The organism is Legionella sp. ST3F1 (assembly GCF_048553315.1).
In the GTDB taxonomy this organism is placed as follows: domain Bacteria; phylum Pseudomonadota; class Gammaproteobacteria; order Legionellales; family Legionellaceae; genus Tatlockia; species Tatlockia donaldsonii.
In genome coordinates this window covers 70,057-91,553 of the sequence record NZ_JBLZIO010000015.1, presented here as the reverse complement: position 1 = coordinate 91,553, position 21,497 = coordinate 70,057, and the positions used below count along the sequence as shown (strand labels likewise).

Sequence of the window (21,497 nt, the reverse complement as noted above, 5' to 3'; positions counted from 1 at the left end):
GTTTAAACTCCAAGAGCGTTTAGAAGGTTACTTGTTGTACAAAAAATCGGCAGAGATCTGATCAAGAGACAGTTGCAGGCAACCAGGCTATGCGGGTTTACTCTTTCCACTTAGGGCACCCTTCTATATTTTTATTTACAAATATGTCATTATTAGACATATGTCAATAAATGGTATATACATTAAATGAGCTGGCTCGTTAGATTGACAAGGAAAGCGGAGAAGCAAACAGCGAATCTCAGTAAATCAGCGAAATTAGCTTTGAATTTATTAGTAACTGATTTAGCTAATAATGGCCCCTTTCCTGGTAAATCTTGGCCTAATTATGGCAAACTGCAGGGACTTAAAGGTGTAAAAAGCAATCGCGATTTAAGGCATTGCCATTTAATAAAAGGTAATCCAACATACGTTTGTTGTTGGGAAGTGGTAGAAGTGGTAGAAGACGAAGTCAAAATTATTGAGGTGTATTATGCAGGCACACACGAAAAAGCACCCTACTGAAAAAAATAATATATCTCAAGATAAAATTTTGCATTTTCGTATTGGGAATTTCGCTTACGCTATTCCTAAAAATATAGCGGACCAATACCGTGTTCATTCCATTGAAAATGAAGACAAAGAAACAGTTTCAGTGGAGGATGTGTTTAAAAATATTCGCGAGCAATATACAAAAGCAGGAGCCCTTTTAAAAGGATTACGAGCTCGTGAAAATTTAAATCAGATGGAATTTGCCAAACTTATTAATGTTACCCAAGCAAATTTATCAAAAATGGAAAATGGGAAGCGACCCATTGGAAAAACTATAGCTAAACGACTGGAACAGGTTTTTAATGTGAACTATAAGTATTTTTTGGAGTAGGGCAATACCAATATGTCAGGCTTGAATTTTGTATGAACTCCTAAGTACCTTATAATACCGTTATCTTATGTACTCCTACAAATTTTAGAAATTGGTTGACTCTAGTGATGGGGCGATTACTTTTAGCTTAGCAGAAGAGTTCAACATGCAAGGTCGCTACGAATAGAATTTCCTAAGCGCTGTATAGATCATTATTAGATATCAAGCGCCTGATTAGCAGCTGCTAAAGACGAAAGAAGTCCTGATGAGTTGTCTAATTTAGACAATTGGAGAGTTAATAATGAGTAAGGCTTTTACGAAAGAAGATGACGAGTATAGTGAACCGGAGCGACCAGATACCGTGTTACCAAGTATAAAAAATTATATGACACCTGTCGGTTTTGCAATGCTGCAATCTGAATTACGCCATTTAGTCAGTAATGAAAGACCGGACATTGTGAAAGTAGTCAGTTGGGCCGCGGGCAATGGGGATCGCTCTGAAAATGGCGATTATATTTATGGAAAAAAACGATTACGTGAAATTGACAGACGCATTCGCTATTTGACGAAACGCCTGGAAAGCGCCCAGATAGTCGACCCCAAACTGCAAGTGGGGCTTACTCAAGTATTTTTTGGCGCTACGGTTCAATATAGCAATGAAAAGGGTGAATCCCATACGGTCAAAATTGTCGGTGTGGATGAAGCAGATATTAGTGCAGGAAAAATAAGCTGGATTTCACCCTTGGCGAAAACATTATTGAAAGCAAGGGTTGGAGATAGAGTGACGTTGCGGGTAAATGGCGAGGAAAGTAAGTTAACGGTGACGACGATTTCTTACGTCGCTTAGGTTATAAAGGTACCCATGGCCTCAGAGGGTTGAATCTCGCATTCAACAATCAAGACCATCAGGGACGTAAGACAGCAATCGCTTACGTCAGTACGCACAGTATTTTTTCAGTTACCGTGAAACACGGCTTTTCGGAGAAGCCATAGCGGTTTCTCCCAATAAAGGACTTTCATCGTTATCAATCGGAGTAGAGGCTTCGGTATTTTCATTCTCAGGAAGTGGCCACGATTCTCGTACAGGAAAATTAATGTTTGCAGTCAGCACATAGCCCCTTAATTTCTACTGTACAATTCATGATTTCAAAATCAATCGCTGTTGCCAATTTGGTTACAGGAGTAAAATCAACAACACCGTCTAACTCCTTAACAAAATCACATTGTGTACAAATAAGAAACTTGCTCTGTCCAATATGTTTTCCATGTGAGCATGCGACATAGGCTTTGAGGCTATCAATACAATGAATAAACCCTTCTTGATGCCAAAATTGTATAGCTCGATAGACCGTAGGCGGATTTTGTTTACCCATTTCATTAGATAATCTTTCTAAAATTTCATAAGCCCCCATAGGCTTCGATTCATAGAGAAGTATTTTCAGGACACGTTCTCTTGGCTCAGTAAATCGGTAACCGTTTTTAACACAGTACTCATATGCCTCGTTTAGAAAGCCCTCACTCATTCTCTATATTATCTCCTAATAACGACACCATGATTTTACCATAAATCACGTATTACGAATGTTCGCGTGAATTTTATCATCTGTTATATTGTAACACTTCAATAAAGTGTTATATTATACCACTTTAATTGGGTTGGAGTGGCATAAATGTTTAACGCTAATATTGATAACCGGATGACTGTAGCTGATACACCTGGCCTTATCAATGGTTATCGCAGCAATGATTTTTACCACTTTAAAAAATTAATTTTCAATCATTAGTTTAATTAAACGTCTGTAACCTCATTAATAAAAGGTGTTGTATGTCTTTTAGGTATTTTCGCTTTTATCTTTCTGAATCAGGAGCCTCTGATACAGAAGAGCTCAATCAATCCCTATTAACCTCTCAAAAAGAGCTTGGGTTTATCCGTGCGTCCTTTGATTTAACGAGCGACGAGCCGAGCATTAGCATTTTATGTGAATCAGAAGAAGAAATCACACACCACCAGGACAAGTGGTTGCTTGTTTTACAAAATAATCATATATCGCTCAAAGAGAAAATAGAACATGAAGTACTTGAGGACGAAGAACGGTTAAAAGTTCGTTGCGCGCATGAACTGGGTTGCTCACATGATGATCATGGCGAGCATGACCACCATAAACACCATGGCGAGCATGACCATCATAAACACCATGGCGAGCATGACCATCATAAACACCATGGCGAGCATGACCACCATAAACACCATGGCCACCATGGCCATCATAAACACCATGGCGAGCATGACCATCATAAACACCATGGCCACCATGGCCACCATGACCATCATGGCCACCATGACCATCATGACCACCATGATCGCCACTGGCTCAAAGCCGCTATAGGGTTGGTATACGGTATAGGTTTGCTGACACTGTTTGTTGCAGGCATCAACATTCCTATGCTCGCTTATTACTTAATCACCGGGTCCTCTACGTTGGTCACCTTATATCTGGGACATCGAGTATACCAGTCTGCCTGGCATTCGTTGCTCCAAAGAAAATGGGAGATGAGCTCGTTATATACTATAAGTACCTTAACTATTATTGCCGTCTCTACCGTCAGTTTCTTCGTGCCAGGCTTACCTATGATGCTAGAGTCAGCCCCGCTTATTTTAGGATTTTGGCACTTGGGTGAGGCGATTGAGCATAGCTTATTGGACAAACTTCATGAAAAACTGGATATACGTGATTGCGTCTCTGAAACCGCCTTATTAAAAGCGGATGGAGAGCGTAAAATCTCGGTTAAACAGCTTGTCCCCAATGATATTATTATCCTGAATAAAGGAGAAGTTATTCCCGTTGATGGCGTATTAATGCAATCAGCATTGTTGTATACCACAAGAATTGATGGCTCACCGCATCTAAAGCAATTTAAGCCAGGTGATGTGGTAAAAGCTGGTATGTGCCTGGCTAATCACATGTCTCCATTGGAAATGCGGGTTACCAAAACCTATCAAAATTCCTATCTGTCATTAATTGCAAAAAAAATAAATAAAGCAAATGATGAAAAAGCGCCTGTTGAGCTATTAGCAAATCAAATCCTTAAATACTTTGTTCCTGGTCTGCTGACTGTTGCATTCGTATCAGGAGTCGTTGTCAGTTCATTATTTTCACCTGTACTCGCTATTCAGTGCGTCATTTCTGTTCTTGTAAGTGCATGCCCTTGTGCATTGAGTATGATTACTCCTATGGCTGTCAGAATTGGTATGAAGAAAGCCTCCGAGAAAGGAGTTCATTATAAAGATGGTAAGACGTTACAGAGTGCCTCTGATATTGATACCGTCGTTTTTGATTTAAATGGCACGCTTACACAAGGCGAGGTTTCAGTTAGCAACCTGTTTATAGAAGAAAAAAACAAACCTTTACTGAAATTTATTGCTTTATTAGAAAGTCAGGCGCCTCACCCTGTAGGAAAAACGATTAAGGACTATATAGTGAAACAAGGGGTTCTTATTGATGACTCCCTGGAGGTCACATCACCGGATGCAAACCACCACTCCGGTTTTAAAGGGATTATCTCTGGTGAAACATTTATGGTTGGCAATAGGGAGATGCTTCGTGCTAACGGCGTTGATACGATTAACCCGCCTTATGACGACAATAAAAATGGGACCATTTATATGGTGCGGGGATCAGAGGTAATCGGACAAATTGCTCTAACCGATAAATTACGTGCTGATGCGATTGTCACAGTAAAGCAATTACAGTTGATGGGAAAACAGGTCCATATCTGTACCGGTGCGGATAAAGAAACCGCAAAACAATATGCTGCCTTACTGGGTATCCCTCTCAGCAATATTTGTGCAAATACTGTTGGTGCATCTACTAGCGATGATGAGGTTTCCAAGGATAGTTACATTAAAAAATTGCAACGCCAGGGGCACAAAGTCGCTATGGTAGGTGATGCGTTGAATGATCTTTTAGCCATCGGAGAAGCAGACATAGGGATTGCGGTAGAATCAAGTATAGGTGATAAAGTAACGAAACAAAAAGCGGGTATAGTTGTTCAACAGGGTTTGTTATTTCCTATTGTAACTGCGTTTGACGTTGCATCAAAAACCAAACAAAATATTTCCCAAAACTTATTCGTGAGTTTAACTTATAACTCAGTCATTACCTTGGTGGCTTCAGGATTGTTTGTGGCTTTGGATTTTGCACTAAATCCAGCGATGGGTGTTGCATTAATGGTTGTGGAGTCAGCGCTTGTTTTAGCCAATTTATATCGCCTAAAACATCAGGAAACAGTTGCTCCGGCTTCTCTCCCTGAGAATAAAGTTGAGAGTGCGCTTCAGGGGGAAACAACGTTCAGATTATTAAACAGTCTTGGCTTTCGTCCGAAATCTTCTGTTGAGCAACAAGTAGTTCTACAGAAAGAGGAAGCGAGCCATTTTTCTGTATCTACTTCGCCTGGAGGTTGGCTCGGACTTTTTAACTATTGCACTCGAAGAACCGGCAACTCAACAGAAAAAAGGGTTGTGGATCAATCACTAGTTTTTAACCAATGAGGGTTTGATTTTAATTTCATCGCATAAGGATCCTTATGCGATGAGGCTTCCATACGCCTATCCCAGGGGGATAGGTTGGTAGAATTTTCAGTCATCCTATTGAACCCAATCCAGTTCAATTAGGGGTTACAATAATCGCAGTACGCAGGATCTGCTTCTAACAACCCATCTCTTCGTACTTTAGGTTGTTGATGATCACAGGCAATACAACCCCAGACCTCTTCTTCATAAAATGACGTTGAGGAACCACAAAAAGAGCAAGGGAGGGTGCCGCGCGTACTTTTGAACCCAAAACCTGGGCACCCACACTGGACACAAAGGGTTGCAATCCTTTGTGCTAATTTATCGGCTAACTCGCCAATGACTTCCATTCGGGTAGGATTCATCATCGCGCGCATATCGGTTGCTAAAAGAAGCTCTTTCTCTGTTTTAAAGCCCAGGGATACATAATGAATCAAGCTCTCTAACTCTTTAATGCCTTTTGCAAAAACCCGTTTTCTATTAATGGATTGTACGATGAGTGCATGAGATGGGAATCGAACTCGCTCCAGAAAGGAGTCAATCTCGCTATGTTCATTAATCGTTATCATCGCATAGTTTGTTTTTGGGCTTACAAGCTGCTCTGCAACAACCCAATTATGTTCCCTATCAATAAATACCATCAACTCATGAGCGCTCGGTACAAAAGGGAAGTCCGGATGCGGGCCAAAACTGCCCTCAGAGGCTAAAGCAAGCGCATAATCGTAGCGCTCTGCCGCTTTTTGGGCTTTCAAGAGACAGGTTTCATAGGGGCTCAGGGTTCGCTCAATCTCTCCAGTAAAGGTACCGAACTGATCCGTATCAAAATCGTGCACACGAAGGGTGCACGATAGCCTGTTGATAAAAGGTTGGGCAATGGCATGTTCTTTCTCATGCTTGGATGCCAACAAAATGGTCTGATTTTTATAGTACATGATTAAGTATTCATAATGTGGAAATAATCAAGCCGGGCGACCGAAACATCCGAAACAAACATGACTCCAGACTCCTTTTGAAATACAGTCTTCATCCCCAGGGCGATCGTTGCAATTACCTCTTCAGGTGCCACAGCAATAAATAAAACTAGAGAGGACTTATCATTAAACATCATTTTTCCTTCATGAAAGCCATGATGCCCTTTTCCTGAGACATTTCTTATCAGGGTATATCCTGTCACAGAGGCTTCTTCCATCATAGAGGTGATAAGGTGTTCATGTTCTCCGGCAACAACAATCTCAATCTTTTTCATTGGATGCAAATTAATCCCGATGTTTTTTCTTTCTTGAACCTTAATAACTGTCATTTTTTTTCTCCTGATTACTTATTAACAAAAACCCACTGACCGGATTGATTCAATTGATAAGGCGATTGATTGATTGGATCTATCACCACTAAGTGAACCCATTGGTTAAAGAATAAAGTCTTTAAGATAGAGTGCTTTTCAATCACCTTAGAAACGATCTCTCTCGGTGCGTAAACAACCGTCAATAAGCGCTGTGGTTCATGATAAGCCAGCTCATCAGAACGCATGACCGATTGCAGGGGAAGGCCATGCATGAGATCGCTCCCATTTCCCTGCATCACCCCAATGGTCCCAACCACGTTATGGGTTATCTTGCTGCCACTTCCAAAAGCAACATTATCGAGAGTAGAAAACAAATATTGGGTATTGATCCATTCAGCAACCACCATGGGTGCGGTCAAAATGGTCTCAAGCAAGGCGCCATCTTTATCTTGTTCAAAGCGATAAGAATGTAAGAAACACCGGCCATCAAGAGAGAGATTTTTTGTAAGATGACGAGGAGCAACGATGAATGCCGCATTGCGTGCCAATCCCCATTCAGGTCGTGTTTCAGACCAGTCCAGGCTTCTTCTTGCAAGGTCTTTATGAGGATGACTACTATGCAATTTAACCCCTCGCTCCTGATTCGTTAGACGCCGTGCTTCTTTTAAGTCCTCTTGAAGTTTACTGACGAGATCAGGATAAATGGGTTCAGGCCCCTCTTCAGTGTATAGTTCCACGGAGTCAGTGGTTGTATTATGAAGCGCTCCATAAAATACCGTATCAAGGGGGATGTGCATTCCACGGTCTTCCAGACCCCGTCGAACTGTCGCTTTATTCAGGATTGAAGCCAATAATCGGGCATTAATACCGCCATGATTCCCCCCACAGGCACCGCAGTCTAACGCAGAAGCATAGGGATTATTTTCTGTCGTACTTCCATGCCCGCAAAGAAGAATGAGTTTGGCAAAACCTGAAGTGAGTCCCATGAGACGCAATACCGTTTCTGCATAATTAATCTGCTCTTGTACAGACAAACCATGCTCTGGATCCGTTTCACTTAACTCATAGGTCACTTTAGTTGGGAGAGCAGGCTTCAACCAGTTGTTGATGGCAGACACTGAATGTTTACTGAGTGTTGGTGATAACGATTTTAAAGTCATGTTCAAACCACACCACAGTCCTAACGATTCAACCAATGCAAAGGGTGTTGAAAAATTATGCTTCAATTGGCCATAGAGGCTTGTAAAACTGTTAATAAGTGCTTTGCCTCGCTGATAACGCTCAAAATCGTCTTTGTTCGCAGCAACGGGTACTTCTTTAATGGCATACTTCGGCTTTAATAAGACAGGACAACACTCTTTAGTTTTATTAACATCAAACTCATTGACTTGAACAGGTAGACCAAAAAATCCGGCAAAACCCAAGGTCTCGTAATGCCCTAAAGACTCGATTGCGCGGCGGAAAGGTTCAGAACGAACATCGATGCAAAACACTAACTGAGCGCTTCTGCGCGAAACAGGGACCTCGCCTTTTTTGACCTCTGGCAAAAGTTGGCTCAATAGCTTCTGCCGGTAAGAATCTTCCTTGCTTTTTAGTTGCGCCATCATTTTTTTAACCAAAGAGCCATCTTCGACGCTTTTTTTTTCTTGGATTGCATCAGGCCAGAGCACACAAGTCAGCACCAGGCGCACGGCGATGAAATCGGTGAGGGTAACGGGCTTTTCATCGGGCTGTTTTGAGTTCTGCCAATCCGTCTTCCATTTCACAAAACCTGCCCACCCGGGTAAATAACAAAGTGTCTTGGCAAGAAACGCTTCTTCTTGTCCCTGAGGAACATTCAGTCTTGAAAGGCACAGGTTAATTGCTTCTTCGGCTGACTCAGGTAATTGCCGCAAAAATTCTTTTGACTCTTTTTTATTTTGGTGCAATTGCTTATCAAAAGAAGCCAGTTTTAAGAACCCAAAATAAAAACCCTTATCACGATGCGGCATTTCAATACTTCCTTGCCCGGCATCAAAAAAACCACCACACCATTTAATCATTTGCAGATTAACCTCTTCCAAAGGAAGATTACGCTCTGCCCTTTGACGTCTAAAGCCGCCTTTAGCCAGTGCCTCTTCAAAAGATTGTGCTTCAAATCCTTGCAAAGGATTACAAGCGATAAACGTTTCAAGCGGCCAAACAGGCGCAATGCATTTTGCGGCATTGTGCACCAGGGCTTGTATTTGAAGGTCTTCCTTTTTGGTGTGATGAAAAGCCGCTTCCTCTTTTTTAGGACGAGTACTGGTCATCTCTTTTTCAGATAAAATTTTTGCAGTAGCCATAAAAACTCCTTAACAAATTAGTAGTTATAATCGTTTCGTAAAGCAGTCACTGTTCTTCTTGATGGCTGGCCAGCATTAAACAAAGTGATATAAAGCCAGCATCCAAATTTGGATTTCGCCATGGTTTGATGTACTCCAAGATTAAATATTGCCCACAAGGAACCGAATAAAATCATTACGAACCAGTGGAGCAGCGATAGTTGTGCAGCCTGGATGGTTAATAGGCTCGGTATCAAAAGCTCAACAAGGTGAATGCTTCCGCCATACAGGAGGCCAGAAAACGAAGTAAGCAGGAGCCCTGATAGCACGCTTAAAGGTGTCTGGTGGCTACGAACCCATGTAAGCATGAGTTGCGCTCCAGCGATGAAAGCAAAAAACAAGACAAAAGCACTGGCTTCGAAGAAGGAAACAGGCTTATTCGTGGCAAAGGCAAAAGCAGTCATCGCAACCAACCCACCGGCAAGAGAAGCGACCAGTAGCCCAGGAGACGCTTTCGAAGGGGTAACCTCTGATTTTTTCTGTTTAACTGCCGAGCCTGAACTTAAAAACAGGTAGGCCTTGAATAAACCATGCCAGCAAAGATGTGCTATCGCTGCGGCAAATAAACCTACACCGCATTGCATCATCATAAACCCCATCTGAGCCATCGTGGAGCAGGCAAGCATGCGTTTAATGTCAGTTTGCATTAACTTCCAAATCGTACCCAATAAGGCGGATACGGCACCCAGTATAAATAAAACCGCCAGTGGTTCTTTGTTAATGGCAAATAAGGGGGCGAATTTAACAATCAGAATGCCGCCGCCATTAACGAGTCCCGCATGCATCAGTGCAGATACTGGCGTTGGTGAGTTCAAGGAGCTTATGAGCCAGCGGTGAAATGGCCACAACGCCGATTGGGTCACTGCCGTACACATTATCAGCCCCAGGGCAAGAAAGAGAGCGGGTGTAAAAATTACATTGGATTGGCTGAGTAAGTGCTGCATAGACAAGGTGTGAGTATTTACAGCCATCAAAATGAACACTGCCAATAGGCTTAAACTTCCTGGAAGTAGCGTGTTGAGAGCCAACCAACCTGAATTTTTAGCAGCAGACCATTGGCTTTTATGCACCATAAGCAGTATTAGAAAGACATTGCTCAGCGACCAGGAGATCCAAAACAGGACGAGGTTGTCAGCAAGAACCATGAATGTTGCACTGAGGGTAATGCTGGCAAGGGTAAAAAAGTAACGGGAATAAAGCCTGTCGCCATCCATATATCTTATGGAAAAGCGATGCACCACAAAGCTCACAAACAAGATTAAGGTGCACAGCAATAAACTTAGGGTATTAAGGCCGAATAACCAATAAACAGAAGGCGCTGTTGATGAGGGAGTGCTGATCAACAGTATCAAGCCTGTTAAAAAGCCAATACCAATCAATAAACTGGCGATATGGGCCGTTACCATGGGTTGCTTTCTTCCTGCAAGGCAGTTCACTATCAGCGCGAAGAAGGGGCAGGCGAGAAGGGCAACAAAGAAAGTCATTTGAATGTTCACAGTATTCCTCATTAGAAATGTTTCTGATACGATTGGAATATATTAGATAAAGTGATATAAGTTAAATTAAAAATAGTTATGATTATTATTAGGAATTCTAATGAGCATTGATACGATTACCCTGCAGTGCTTCCTCTCGGTGGCGGAAACAAGAAGTTTTACCAAAGCAGCTGAACGAGTTGGGCGCACCCAATCTGCAATCAGCCAGCAAATTGCCAAATTGGAATCCCTTGTAGAAAAACCGCTGATTAACAGAGGCAAAGAGTTGTCATTAACCACGGATGGAGAAATTTTTTTAGGTTATGCAAAGCGTATCTATGAACTACACCGGGAATTGCTAGATCGATTCAAAGAGCCGGAACTGGAGGGTGAAATCCGGTTCGGGTTACCTGAAGATTTTGCCACAATGATATTATCCGATGTACTCGTTGAGTTCGCACGATTGCACCCCAGAGTTATCCTCAATGTGGAATGTGATCTGACGCTTAACCTGATCGAGAAATTCAATCAGGGAAAATTTGATCTAATCCTGATAAAAACGACGCAACAAGATATCTTTGATGACGGGCTCAATGTCTGGAGTGAGCCGGTTGAGTGGATTGGGAAGAAAGAACTGCTTCCTTCCCTGGATAAAGGGACCGGGATACCTCTCGTATTATCACCGAAGCCTTGCGTCTATCGGGGTAACGTCATTAATGCGCTGGCCAAGGCTAATCTTAATTGGCAACTGGTATATAGCAGCCCAAGTTATGCCAGCAAGATGGCGGCTGTACGGGCTGGATTGGGTATCACTGCTATTCAACGCACAATGATTCCTCCTTACCTCGAGCGGCTTGACTATGATTTTTTACCTGCCTTGGACGACATCCATATTTCCCTGTTAAAAAAGAAGGACAATAGCAAGGCAGTGGAGTCACTGGAATTTTTTATATTAAAAAAAATGAAGTATTAATATTTATAATCAATAAGTTCCTATAAAGTGGATTTAACGATGCAAGGAAGTAACCTGAAATGAATAAAAATCCAGCATTTTCAATTATGGATGTGTTAGACCGCTCGACAATGCTTTCGATTATTATTATTAGTTTCATGATTAGTATTTTGTCCTTGGTGGTTCCAGTTGCAGCACAAATCCTGGTTAATTTAATTGCATTCGGCAAATTATTACAGCCTGTGATTACCTTAAGTTTGACTGTTCTTATTCTGATGATAGGTCTGGGTGCACTCAGCGTGTGGCAAATTGTCATTATTGAAATCATTCAACAAAAATTAATGGTCAAAATTAGCCTGAATCTCGCCAAGCGCTTCACTAACCTTTCGCTTGAAATTTTTTCAACCCATCATGGACCGGAATTAGTTAATCGTTTTTTTGAAATCGTTACCATCAAAAAGTCTTTAGCAAGCTTATTGTTATATGGGATTAACCTCGGTTTACAAATGTTCTTTGGGTTAATTTTGCTTCTTTTTTACCACCCGCTCTTTCTTGCCTTTGATTGCTTTATCTTGCTGGGAGTCTCGCTAATTATATTTATTCCCTACAAAAAAGGTTTAGAAAGTGCCAAAGACGAATGTACAGAAAAGCATGCGATTGGCGCATGGTTAGAGGAAATTCTTATTAATCGATATTTATTTAAATTCGATTCCTATCAAAATTATGTGGTCAAGCAAGTCGATAAAAAGCTCGTCAGCTTTTTGAAGGCCAGAAATAGTCATTTCAAACAATTGGTAAAACATCAGGTGGGGTTCTATAGCCTGTCTGCACTAGCTGGCAGCCTGCTGCTTGGGTTAGGTGGTTACTTAGTGATTAACAATCAGTTGAGCCTCGGTCAATTAGTCGCGTCAGAAATTGTCTTGGGTGCTTTGCTTTATGCATTTAAACGATTTGGCGCTTTATTAGAAAATTTTTACGATCTTAAGGCTTCTGCAGAGAAACTTGAAAAGGTTTTGACGTTACCTTTAGAAAATACCGCCCCGGAATTTGATGCTCGATTGCTATACCCGCTCCAGCTGATTGAGTTCCAAATCCCTTCGGTTGAGAAAGCAACTTTATCCGGTGGTAATCCCTTGCTGGTTTTTTCTGAAAAAACAGAACAGCTTCAGAAATTTATTGAGGAACTTTTAGGATTAAGAGACTCCCTCGATGTTTCAACTACTATTAATAACATTCCATACAACCGTAAAAACCTGATCGCACTCAGGGAGCATACCTCCCTTATTGGTGAGCCGCAGTGGTTTGCAGGGAGTATTTACGACAATCTGGTACTCAATCACCGGAACGTGGATAGTCATGCTATTTTTGAGCAGCTAAAACAGTTTAATCTCATCGATAAAATTGTAGGTTTGCCGGATGGACTGCAGACTAAAATCTATGAGTGGCAAACGGTCTTTACCCCATTGGAACTGACCAAACTAATGATAGTACGGGCTATTATTACTAAATCCCGGCTTATTGTCCTTGATCGCGTGCTGGATCCATTTAATGGGCATGAACTGGATAGTATATTGTCCTTAATACTCTCCCTGGAAGAAACGCTTCTACTGATTACTACCCAACGACCTCATTTCAATGAGCTATCGAATTACCTGGTGCTGCCATCATGAAATTGTATGCCTATTCGATGATTGCTAAATTACCAAAACCACAAAAAATACTGAGGATAATAGTAGGTATTTTCATTATTTGCGTAATCATTTTACTCATGACACCTTGGCAGCAATTTGCTTTAGGTAGTGGAAAAGTCATTGCTTTTTCCCCAACTGAACGACTTCACACAGTCAATTCACCCATTACAGGCCGAATAAAAAAATGGTACGTTGATGAAGGTATGGTGGTAAAACCCGGTGATCCTATTGTCGATATCACTGATAATGATCCGGAGCTTTTATCCCGTCTGATCATGGAAAAAGAAGCAATCCTTTTACGTATCAAAGCAGCTGAGCAAGCTATTCTTGCAGGCAAAGCCAACTTAGAAAGACAAAAGAAATTATATGATTCGGGTATTAACTCAAAACGCCAATACGAATTAGCTCAAATTGAATATGCCAAATACCAGAATGATTTAGCGCAAGCTAACATTGACAAGGTGAATATCGATGTTCGTATTGCTCGCCAGCAAACCCAGCTTATCAAAGCCCATACAAGCGGAATTATTTTCAAGCGTTTGACAGGCCAGGAAAGTGTAGTCGTCAATGCTGGCGATGTGTTGGCGCAAATTATTCCAGACACGAAATCCCGCGCCGTTGAGTTATGGATTAGTGGTAATGATATCCCCTTTGTACGCTTAAAACAGAAAGCCCGCCTGCAGTTTGAGGGTTGGCCTGCCATACAATTTCGTGGCTGGCCTGAAATTGCAGTAGGAACCTTCGGTGGTATCGTTTCATTTATTGACCCTACCGATAATGGACAAGGATTATTTCGCGCCGTCATTATTCCTGATGAACCTTGGCCAAATAACCGATATCTAAGGCAAGGTGTACGTGTGCACGGATGGGTCCAGTTAGGTAAAGTCCCTTTATGGTATGAGCTTTGGCGTCAATATAATGGTTTTCCGCCAGAAAGCGATGATGAGCAATCGACACCATGACTAGCTCTAGACTTGAAAAATATCGTGTGTGCATACCCGTTATAAATTTGTTTCTCGTTTTAATTTCACCCGCCTGTTTTTCCCATACAGGCAAGGATGCTCTGGCACTCTCTACTGTTTTAAAACGAGTGAATGAATGTTACCCACAAATTCTTATTGCCCGCCTGGAAGTCACGAAAGCGCAAGGCGATTATTTAAGTGCTTTGGGGAAATTTGATCCTAACCTGAATATGAAAACCCGCTCTCAGCCTGTTGGGGGTTATATAAACAATTATACAGACAATCAAATCAATATACCCACGCTTGCAAATGGCCTTAAATTCTTTGGCGGATATCGTATCGGTAGAGGTGATTGGCCGATTTACTACAAAAATTATCTAACCAATTCAGGTGGAGAATATCGGACAGGTTTAACCTTACCCCTATTAAAAGATCGATTAATTGACAAGGAGCGTACAAAACTATTAACGCAAGCAGAAAAAATTGAAATGAACAATCAGGAGGTTGGTGCAACAAAAATTAAAATCTATCAAGAGGCCATTAGAGCTTATTGGCAGTGGGTCCAGGCGGGTAAACAACTCACCATTTTCAAGCAGCTTTTAAATCTGGCGCAAAAACGACAAAAAGCGATTATTAAACAGGCAAGCGAGGGAGATCTGGCCAGGTTAGCCATTGCCGAAAACAGGCAGTTTATCATTCAGCGTCAACAACTTGTTAATCAGGGGCAAATGATATTTGAGCAAGCAGCTGTTAATCTTTCAATTTATTACAGGGATGAAAATAATCAGCCTAAATATCCTCTGGAACGACAATTGCCAGTTGACCTAACTTCTGGGACGGGCAGCCGCGAGGACTATACGAATCTTGAGGACCAAATACGCAAACACCCTATTTTTTGTAAACTCGAAAAGTATTATCGAATAATTAAGCTAAAACAGAATCTGGCAAAAAATGATTTATTACCTAATTTGGAAGCCACAGCTTATACCTTCAAGCAAAATGGCAGTGGCGGCGATCCCTTACTAATTCCACAAGCAGCCATGGTTGGCTTAAGATTTACATTTCCGCTGCTTCAACGCGAAGCCAAAGGCAAGCTAATTACTGCTACCACGGAACTGCAACAAATCGCTACAGAGAAAAAATTCATCTTTGACAAATTGAAAAATCAGTTAACCAACCTGCTAATTTCTAAAAAAATGTATCAAAAGCAAGTGAATTTGCTAACCGAGGAGTTGGCACTGGCGAAGCAGGTTGAAGCAGGCGAAAGCGAAAAATTCTATGAAGGGGACAGTACACTATTTTTAGTGAATCAACGGGAGCAAGCCTCAACCCAGGTGCAACTCAATTTGATTAATTCACAAGTCAATTTACAGCAGACCCGTGATTTAATTCGTTTCTTTGCCTCTACCAAGTTATAAAGGAAAAATTAGAAATCTTATAGCCTGCCCGCTCGTTTAAGATCCTGCAGTTACCCCCTTGAAATTTATTCCATCGTCCTTATTTAATGATTATGCTAAATAACATGGGGGATTTTTATGAATATTATTAAACGTGATTATTTTCCTGCTTATAAGGAGCTCGGATCGCTTATCGAGAACATGTTGGGTAGACAACTTGAGGATGCTTCTTTTGTTGATACGTCCACTTGGGCTCCCGCTGTGGATATTAAAGAAGAAAAAGATCGATTTCTTGTTCTGGCGGATATTCCAGGGGTAAGCAAGGAGAACATCAACATCTCTCTCGAAAACAACGTGTTAACTCTTCGAGGTGAGCGGTATTTTGAAAATACTGAACAAAATAAGGACTACACTCGAAAAGAACGCGTTCAAGGGCAGTTTTATCGTCGCTTTAGTTTACCTAAAATTGCGGATGATGCCAAAATAAGTGCCAAATATAAGCATGGTGTCCTTGAGATATCTATTCCTAAAAAAGAACAATCGGTTGAGAAAAAAATCGATATTAAGGTGGAAGAATAGGGGTAAAAGCCCCCCTGCATGGGGGGGCTCGTCAACCTGTTAATCAACTTAATGGTTGGCTTGAGGGTTAGGTTTCAACGGATTAGCTTCTAAATTTTAATCGTGTACGAAGATGAAAGATAATAAAAAAATCGTTAATAAGTATGAGTATCCTGATTTTCTTGCTTCGGCTCTCGCCATTCATGGTTCAGTGACGCCTAAGGTGCTAAAGCAAGTCTTTGTTGTGACTCTTTACGCCTGTTTCATATCCCTGTTGAGTTTATGTATCCCGTGGCTTGCTATTCCAATAAGTCCCTTTGAGTATGCAGGGCTTGTGATGGGTTTAATTTTAGTGTTTCGCATTAATGCCGGTTATGATCGATGGTGGGAGGCAAGGAAACTGTGGGGAACTGTCGTTAATAACAGTCGAAATTTAGCCATAATAATTAATAATTATGTGTCATCAACGGAAAAGCATTCTATCCAGCAACTGATGGGGTATATCGCCGCCATACCTTACTTAATGAAAAACAACTTGCGAATGGATGAGTCGGTTAAGGAAGTACAGCATTTAGTCAGTCCAACAACCTTGGAAGAGCTATCCAAAATCGTTCATAAACCCAATTTTATATCCAGCAAAGTGGCAGGGTTGCTTTCACTATTGTTAAAAGAAAATAAAATGAATGAATTTTCTTTTCTTAAAGCAGAAGAATGTCGTGAAACGTTAATAGATTGTCAAGGAGCCTGTGAACGTATATTAAAAACCCCAATGCCTTTTGTCATGGCAATTAAATCACGGCGTTTTATTCTATTATTTTTGTTAATTCTACCTATCGCCCTTGTTGATTATTCGATCGTTATAAACCCATTAGTGACCGCACTTGTCGCTTATGCCTTGTTCTCCCTGGATCAAATTGGGATAGAGCTGCAAAATCCATTCTCCCCGGAAAGACTTAGCCATTTGCCCTTAGGAGATATTTGCCGAGGCATAGAAATGAATGTGATGGAAATTTATAAAAATAATGGGGAGCAAGGCCTGCCTTCAAGCGCACAAAAAATTAATAAGCCTGAAAACCCTTACCAAAGCAAAAAAGCGAGAGACTTTCAAACCAATGATTAAAGGCCTAATAAAACGCTGCAAGCACGGCTCCAATGTTAACGTCATGACGCATCGATAACGAATATCAGCCTGGCCTATTAAAAGGTGTTTTGGCAACTGGTCGAAGTCTAAGGCCATCTTCCCAATTTATCATTTTCTGGCTGATAAACGCCGGCTCCGTATAACGAGTATCTCAAAGAACATCAACTAGTTACCCAACCTCGTCAAGAAAGAAGCGATTAATTTAAATTGCAAAGGAAAATTCATGTATTAAAATATTAGTATATTAAAATATTCTAATATTGGAATGCATCATGCCCGCTAGAAAATTAATTTCCGAGAAAATGGCAGAGTTTTTAGGTGCGATAGCCCACCAACACCGCATTCGAATCATTGAAGAATTGCATACAGGCGAACAAAACGTAAACAGTCTACAAGTGATTTTGGGAACGAGTCATTCGGTAGTATCACAACATCTGGCTATTTTAAGAGCGAACAAGGTAGTCAAACAACGTAAAGAAGGGAACCAGGTTTATTATCAATTGGCACAACCAGAATTAGCCGATTGGCTGCTTCAAGGACTAGCTTACCTTGAAGGTGGATTGCAATCTGATGAAGTTATCCGCTCAGCGGTTAATGAAGTAAAGACGATATGGACCCATGCGCCAGACGTTAAGGACGCTGGTTCAAATGCATAAGACATTATGCTCTGGACGTTTAACACGGAAGCCTCCAATAACCAGGGGCGATAGGCGCATCCATGGAGTTATTTAATATGTTCAAAGAATTCAAAAGTGACTTTATGGCAGGCATCATTGTCTTTTTTGTAGCCCTCCCATTATGCCTTGGTATTGCCCTCGCATCCGGTGCACCTTTATTTTCAGGCATTATAGCCGGGATCGTCGGCGGCATAGTAGTCGGTATCGCCAGCGGCTCCCAATTGGGCGTTAGCGGACCTGCTGCGGGGTTGGCTGTTATTGTACTTACGGCCATCAATACCTTAGGGTCTTGGCCTGCCTTTTTACTGGCCGTTATTTTAGCCGGCATTATGCAAATGATCATGGGCTATGCAAAAGCCGGATTTATTGCTTATTTTTTCCCCTCTTCAGTCATAAAGGGGATGTTAACGGGTATAGGGCTTTTGATTATTTTAAAACAAATCCCCTATGCCCTGGGTTATGATAATGAGGCAATTGGCGACCTTTCAGATTTTCAAGTAGATGGGGAAACCACCTTTGCGTCTATTAGTAGTGCATTCCATGCGTTTACACCCGGTGCAATTTTAATTTCAATCTTATCATTAGCTGTGCTGATTCTTTGGGAAACCGTTTTAACAAAAAAACATAAGGTTTTTGAATTAATACAAGGCCCTATAGTCGTTGTTTTAATGGGGATTGCGATGAACCTGCTGTTCCAATCAAAAACCTTGAATTTTAGTTTGGGTCCAGACCATTTGGTGAATCTCCCTGTTGCGGATAATGTAATGGAATTTTTCAAACAATTTACTTTACCGGATTTTTCTGCAATAACGCATCTCCAGGTGTGGAAAACAGCTATTGTTTTAGCCATTGTTGCAAGCCTGGAAACATTGCTTTGCGTGGAAGCGACTGACAAGTTAGATCCCTTAAAAAGAGTGACGCCAGCAAACAGGGAACTAAAAGCGCAGGGACTGGGTAATCTAGTGTCCGGACTGTGTGGTGGATTACCGATTACCCAAGTAATTGTGCGTAGCACCGCAAACATTAGCTTTGGAGGAAAAACCAAGCTTTCTACAATAGTTCATGGTTTTTTCCTGTTAATCAGCGCTGCCACTATTCCTAAATTCCTAAATTTGATTCCCCTTGCAAGCCTGGCGGCTATATTAATTTTAATCGGTTATAAGCTGGCTAAACCTGTATTGTTTAAACAGTTGTATCGATTGGGCGCAGAGCAATTTGTCCCTTTTATTGCAACGGTTGTGGGCATTGTGGCAACTGATTTGCTCAAAGGAATTTGTATCGGCCTGGCTTTTGGTATTTTTTATACCTTACGCCACAGCTATTACAATGCCTATTCTATGAAAGAGACGATCACCAGGGAAAATGAGCATGCGGTTCATCACCTCGTACTGGCAGAAGAGGTTTCTTTCTTTAATAAGGCCAGCATCATTCAAGCCCTCGATGCCATCCCGCCTTATTCAAAAGTAATTATTGATTGCTCAAATTCAAAGTCTATTGCCTACGATGTTATTGAGTATCTCCGTGATTATAAGATAAACGCAAAACTGAAAAAAATTCGTGTTGAAACGATAGATTTTATTGAGCCCGTCTAATACTTAGACCCGATGTAGGAGCATAAAGATGAAAACATTGACCAAAGAAATGCAAGCCGCTATTACACCTGCGATTGCATTGCATTTATTGGAAGAAGGTAATAAACGATTTGTAAATAACTTAAAAGTTAACCGTAACCTTTTGCAGCAGGCTAATGAAACCTCTGATGGACAACATCCCTTTGCAATCATCTTAAGTTGTATTGACTCCCGTACCTCAGTGGAGTTGATATTTGACCAGGGCTTGGGCGATGTATTTAGTGTACGAGTAGCAGGAAATATTATCAATGAAGATATTTTAGGCAGTATGGAGTTTGCCTGCAAAGTAGCCGGGGCGAAGATCATAGTAGTTTTGGGACATTCAAAATGTGGTGCAATAAAAGGCGCCTGTGATGATGTGGAAATGGGTAATTTGACCGCCTTGTTAAGTAAAATACAACCCGCTGTGAGCGCTGAAAAAGATACTGTTGGAAACCGAAACTCAAGTAACGAACAGTTTGTGGAAAAGGTTACTGCGATTAATATCCATAGAACCGTACAGGCAGTTATGGAGTCCAGCCCCATTTTAAAAGAACTCATTGACGCAGGCGAATGCGGAATTGTTGGAGGCCATCATGATATTTCAACAGGCGAAGTGAGTTTTTATCAAGATACCAAGTTCGGTTTTTTTGAGACTGAGCCTGTTTTTAAATCGGTCATAACAAACTCTTGAGGGTAAATCTGTGCGCATCAATGGGATAAAGCCCGCCCCAAGTGCACTAATGGGGTCAGGGATGACCTATACTTTTGATTTCTTACGTCGTCTAGCTTATAAAAGGACCAAGGGAATCAGTTCATCATGTCAGCCAAACGGACGATTTACCTTGTCGACAGCAGGGGAAAACGGTGCGCCAGGGATTTCTGACGCACATGAAAGGATTAGGCATGTACGCTAAGGCTAACGTAAGGGCCATGGAAATTGAAAGTGGTGGTTTCCACGCCTGCAACTTTTTGGGCCCCTGCAACAGCATAATTACCGCGGATCATATCCATGGCATTATTGTATTGATTCACCTGATAACCTACTTCAACTGCGGCATAGCCACTATTCCTAAAACTATAGTTATAGTCGATACCCAATTTGGCTGTGAAGCTATTCACTATCCGATCACGCTTGGGAGAAGAATAAGTGACGTAGATGGGAAAATTTAAAAAGGAATGAGAGTTAATGTTTCCAACAATGGGAGCATATTCAAAATTGCCCACCAGCCCAAAATTGCTTTGAAACAAGGAGTAACGACCATCCATCCCCAGCAAGGGACCTGCACCTCTAAATTCGCTCATCACATTTCCCGGAGCTAAAAAGGTAAACTCATGATCCAGTTTTGCATAACGCACACCGACTTTGGGATGAAGCATAAACTGTCCCTGATAATCGATATAGGTTCTGCCGACGGTCAGGTCAACCTGATCGAGTCGGTAACGTAGTTGCGCGTCACTGACAAAGTTTTGCCCCGGAGCAAAGGGAAAGGTTACATCTGGAAAAAATATGGCACCAAAGGTTATCGGACCATCGCCATTGGTATTTACAGCATGATTCCTATTATTTAAATATAAATAGGAAAGTTCAATGTTATTGGCTGAATCAGGAATGTCATAACCTACCAGAAAACTGGCGGACCATTTTCCATCAGGATCTGCAGGCTTGCTAACGGCGCTAATACCACCGGCGGCGGAGCCATATTGCCAGCTGTCGGTAGCCATGCCAATACCTGTTTCACTTGGACGGAAATAATAACCCGTTACATTGGCGTATAAACCGCCTGGAGTTATCATGGCGCATAGTGCGGATGAACCTTCACACAAACTGGGTTCCTTGGAAAGAGCAAGCGCATCACTGCTCGCTACCAGACTCAATACCAGTGCAGAACTCAAAGCATATTTCACTTCACATCTCCCTATGAAAAAATATAATACACAAATAGTTGCATACGCACGCTATCACAGTTCCCTAAATTTT

At 41.5% G+C, this 21,497-nt stretch carries 20 protein-coding genes; 13 read left to right on the top strand and 7 right to left on the bottom strand.

The features are described 5' to 3' along the window. Positions 1 to 186: 186 nt before the first annotated feature. The 3 genes from ACN4Z1_RS11255 (at position 187) to greB (ending at position 1,685) form a co-directional block, all read left to right on the top strand. Complete coding sequence (locus ACN4Z1_RS11255; RefSeq protein WP_228363126.1) at positions 187 to 501, top strand: hypothetical protein; 315 nt, start codon at positions 187 to 189, stop codon at positions 499 to 501. Next, positions 470 to 859 carry a helix-turn-helix domain-containing protein gene (locus ACN4Z1_RS11250; protein ID WP_228363125.1) on the top strand — a complete coding sequence of 130 codons (390 nt, stop codon included), beginning with the start codon at positions 470 to 472 and terminating at the stop codon, positions 857 to 859. Before ACN4Z1_RS11255 ends, ACN4Z1_RS11250 begins: the two co-directional genes overlap by 32 nt. Positions 860 to 1,139: 280 nt before the next feature. After that, positions 1,140 to 1,685 carry a transcription elongation factor GreB gene (greB, locus tag ACN4Z1_RS11245; protein WP_228363124.1) on the top strand — a complete coding sequence of 182 codons (546 nt, stop codon included), beginning with the start codon at positions 1,140 to 1,142 and terminating at the stop codon, positions 1,683 to 1,685. A 111-nt stretch (positions 1,686 to 1,796) separates the two neighbouring features. Here the strand turns inward: greB and ACN4Z1_RS11240 are convergent, their stop codons facing one another. Together ACN4Z1_RS11240 and ACN4Z1_RS11235 are read right to left on the bottom strand one after the other, a co-directional pair. After that, positions 1,797 to 1,949, bottom strand: a complete 153-nt coding sequence (locus tag ACN4Z1_RS11240) for a hypothetical protein (protein WP_228363123.1) — start codon at positions 1,947 to 1,949, stop codon at positions 1,797 to 1,799. Beyond that, positions 1,930 to 2,361 carry a Fur family transcriptional regulator gene (locus tag ACN4Z1_RS11235; RefSeq protein ID WP_228363122.1) on the bottom strand — a complete coding sequence of 144 codons (432 nt, stop codon included), beginning with the start codon at positions 2,359 to 2,361 and terminating at the stop codon, positions 1,930 to 1,932. Before ACN4Z1_RS11235 ends, ACN4Z1_RS11240 begins: the two co-directional genes overlap by 20 nt. A 302-nt stretch (positions 2,362 to 2,663) precedes the next feature. On the opposite strand from ACN4Z1_RS11235, the gene ACN4Z1_RS11230 reads away from it, so the two are divergent. After that, complete coding sequence (locus tag ACN4Z1_RS11230; RefSeq protein WP_419413449.1) at positions 2,664 to 5,387, top strand: heavy metal translocating P-type ATPase; 2,724 nt, start codon at positions 2,664 to 2,666, stop codon at positions 5,385 to 5,387. A 119-nt stretch (positions 5,388 to 5,506) separates the two neighbouring features. Here the strand turns inward: ACN4Z1_RS11230 and ACN4Z1_RS11225 are convergent, their stop codons facing one another. The 4 genes from ACN4Z1_RS11225 to ACN4Z1_RS11210 are packed head-to-tail and all read right to left on the bottom strand — an operon-like array spanning position 5,507 to position 10,549. Beyond that, positions 5,507 to 6,340 carry a DUF6671 family protein gene (locus ACN4Z1_RS11225; protein WP_419388162.1) on the bottom strand — a complete coding sequence of 278 codons (834 nt, stop codon included), beginning with the start codon at positions 6,338 to 6,340 and terminating at the stop codon, positions 5,507 to 5,509. Between the two features lie 2 nt (positions 6,341 to 6,342). Then, positions 6,343 to 6,708, bottom strand: coding sequence for a P-II family nitrogen regulator (locus tag ACN4Z1_RS11220; RefSeq protein ID WP_115222487.1), 366 nt, complete (start codon positions 6,706 to 6,708; stop codon positions 6,343 to 6,345). A 14-nt stretch (positions 6,709 to 6,722) separates the two neighbouring features. Then, positions 6,723 to 9,014 carry a DUF2309 domain-containing protein gene (locus ACN4Z1_RS11215; protein WP_419388161.1) on the bottom strand — a complete coding sequence of 764 codons (2,292 nt, stop codon included), beginning with the start codon at positions 9,012 to 9,014 and terminating at the stop codon, positions 6,723 to 6,725. Between the two features lie 17 nt (positions 9,015 to 9,031). Beyond that, positions 9,032 to 10,549 (bottom strand): proton-conducting transporter membrane subunit, encoded by a 1,518-nt coding sequence (locus tag ACN4Z1_RS11210; RefSeq protein ID WP_419388160.1) that lies wholly within the window; start codon positions 10,547 to 10,549, stop codon positions 9,032 to 9,034. 100 nt (positions 10,550 to 10,649) lie between these two features. Between ACN4Z1_RS11210 and ACN4Z1_RS11205 the strand changes: the two genes are divergently transcribed. From ACN4Z1_RS11205 to ACN4Z1_RS11165, 9 genes are all read left to right on the top strand, one after another. After that, positions 10,650 to 11,501, top strand: coding sequence for a LysR substrate-binding domain-containing protein (locus ACN4Z1_RS11205; RefSeq protein ID WP_228363117.1), 852 nt, complete (start codon positions 10,650 to 10,652; stop codon positions 11,499 to 11,501). 59 nt (positions 11,502 to 11,560) lie between these two features. Beyond that, positions 11,561 to 13,150: an ABC transporter transmembrane domain-containing protein gene (locus ACN4Z1_RS11200; RefSeq protein WP_419388159.1), complete on the top strand. Its 1,590-nt coding sequence runs from the start codon at positions 11,561 to 11,563 to the stop codon at positions 13,148 to 13,150. Then, entirely contained in the window at positions 13,147 to 14,133 is a 987-nt protein-coding gene (locus ACN4Z1_RS11195; protein ID WP_228363115.1) for an HlyD family secretion protein, read from the top strand. The genes ACN4Z1_RS11200 and ACN4Z1_RS11195 overlap by 4 nt, the downstream gene beginning before the upstream one ends. Further along, positions 14,130 to 15,551 carry a TolC family protein gene (locus ACN4Z1_RS11190; protein ID WP_419413448.1) on the top strand — a complete coding sequence of 474 codons (1,422 nt, stop codon included), beginning with the start codon at positions 14,130 to 14,132 and terminating at the stop codon, positions 15,549 to 15,551. The genes ACN4Z1_RS11195 and ACN4Z1_RS11190 overlap by 4 nt, the downstream gene beginning before the upstream one ends. A 117-nt stretch (positions 15,552 to 15,668) precedes the next feature. Continuing rightward, entirely contained in the window at positions 15,669 to 16,109 is a 441-nt protein-coding gene (locus ACN4Z1_RS11185; RefSeq protein ID WP_419388157.1) for an Hsp20/alpha crystallin family protein, read from the top strand. Between the two features lie 112 nt (positions 16,110 to 16,221). After that, positions 16,222 to 17,208 (top strand): bestrophin family protein, encoded by a 987-nt coding sequence (locus tag ACN4Z1_RS11180; protein ID WP_228363113.1) that lies wholly within the window; start codon positions 16,222 to 16,224, stop codon positions 17,206 to 17,208. Between the two features lie 293 nt (positions 17,209 to 17,501). Continuing rightward, a complete protein-coding gene (locus ACN4Z1_RS11175; protein ID WP_228363112.1) occupies positions 17,502 to 17,885 on the top strand; it encodes an ArsR/SmtB family transcription factor in 384 nt (127 codons plus the stop codon). Positions 17,886 to 17,962: 77 nt separating this feature from the next. Continuing rightward, positions 17,963 to 19,498: a SulP family inorganic anion transporter gene (locus ACN4Z1_RS11170; protein ID WP_419388156.1), complete on the top strand. Its 1,536-nt coding sequence runs from the start codon at positions 17,963 to 17,965 to the stop codon at positions 19,496 to 19,498. Positions 19,499 to 19,526: 28 nt separating this feature from the next. Then, positions 19,527 to 20,210 carry a carbonic anhydrase family protein gene (locus tag ACN4Z1_RS11165; RefSeq protein WP_228363110.1) on the top strand — a complete coding sequence of 228 codons (684 nt, stop codon included), beginning with the start codon at positions 19,527 to 19,529 and terminating at the stop codon, positions 20,208 to 20,210. A 206-nt stretch (positions 20,211 to 20,416) separates the two neighbouring features. Here the strand turns inward: ACN4Z1_RS11165 and ACN4Z1_RS11160 are convergent, their stop codons facing one another. Further along, on the bottom strand, positions 20,417 to 21,424 hold the full coding sequence (locus ACN4Z1_RS11160) for an Lpg1974 family pore-forming outer membrane protein (RefSeq protein WP_419388155.1): 1,008 nt from the start codon (positions 21,422 to 21,424) through the stop codon (positions 20,417 to 20,419). Between the last annotated feature and the right edge of the window lie 73 nt (positions 21,425 to 21,497).

What these genes read in the sequence shown, in the direction of transcription:
- ACN4Z1_RS11180 (WP_228363113.1), top strand. Translation starts at nt 16,222, where the DNA reads ATGAAAGATAATAAAAAAATCGTTAATAAGTATGAGTATCCTGATTTT.
- ACN4Z1_RS11220 (WP_115222487.1), bottom strand. Translation starts at nt 6,708, where the DNA reads ATGACAGTTATTAAGGTTCAAGAAAGAAAAAACATCGGGATTAATTTG.
- ACN4Z1_RS11205 (WP_228363117.1), top strand. Translation starts at nt 10,650, where the DNA reads ATGAGCATTGATACGATTACCCTGCAGTGCTTCCTCTCGGTGGCGGAA.
- ACN4Z1_RS11225 (WP_419388162.1), bottom strand. Translation starts at nt 6,340, where the DNA reads ATGTACTATAAAAATCAGACCATTTTGTTGGCATCCAAGCATGAGAAA.
- greB (WP_228363124.1), top strand. Translation starts at nt 1,140, where the DNA reads ATGAGTAAGGCTTTTACGAAAGAAGATGACGAGTATAGTGAACCGGAG.
- ACN4Z1_RS11195 (WP_228363115.1), top strand. Translation starts at nt 13,147, where the DNA reads ATGAAATTGTATGCCTATTCGATGATTGCTAAATTACCAAAACCACAA.
- ACN4Z1_RS11170 (WP_419388156.1), top strand. Translation starts at nt 17,963, where the DNA reads ATGTTCAAAGAATTCAAAAGTGACTTTATGGCAGGCATCATTGTCTTT.
- ACN4Z1_RS11235 (WP_228363122.1), bottom strand. Translation starts at nt 2,361, where the DNA reads ATGAGTGAGGGCTTTCTAAACGAGGCATATGAGTACTGTGTTAAAAAC.
- ACN4Z1_RS11200 (WP_419388159.1), top strand. Translation starts at nt 11,561, where the DNA reads ATGAATAAAAATCCAGCATTTTCAATTATGGATGTGTTAGACCGCTCG.
- ACN4Z1_RS11190 (WP_419413448.1), top strand. Translation starts at nt 14,130, where the DNA reads ATGACTAGCTCTAGACTTGAAAAATATCGTGTGTGCATACCCGTTATA.
- ACN4Z1_RS11255 (WP_228363126.1), top strand. Translation starts at nt 187, where the DNA reads ATGAGCTGGCTCGTTAGATTGACAAGGAAAGCGGAGAAGCAAACAGCG.
- ACN4Z1_RS11165 (WP_228363110.1), top strand. Translation starts at nt 19,527, where the DNA reads ATGAAAACATTGACCAAAGAAATGCAAGCCGCTATTACACCTGCGATT.
- ACN4Z1_RS11250 (WP_228363125.1), top strand. Translation starts at nt 470, where the DNA reads ATGCAGGCACACACGAAAAAGCACCCTACTGAAAAAAATAATATATCT.
- ACN4Z1_RS11175 (WP_228363112.1), top strand. Translation starts at nt 17,502, where the DNA reads ATGCCCGCTAGAAAATTAATTTCCGAGAAAATGGCAGAGTTTTTAGGT.
- ACN4Z1_RS11215 (WP_419388161.1), bottom strand. Translation starts at nt 9,014, where the DNA reads ATGGCTACTGCAAAAATTTTATCTGAAAAAGAGATGACCAGTACTCGT.
- ACN4Z1_RS11185 (WP_419388157.1), top strand. Translation starts at nt 15,669, where the DNA reads ATGAATATTATTAAACGTGATTATTTTCCTGCTTATAAGGAGCTCGGA.
- ACN4Z1_RS11230 (WP_419413449.1), top strand. Translation starts at nt 2,664, where the DNA reads ATGTCTTTTAGGTATTTTCGCTTTTATCTTTCTGAATCAGGAGCCTCT.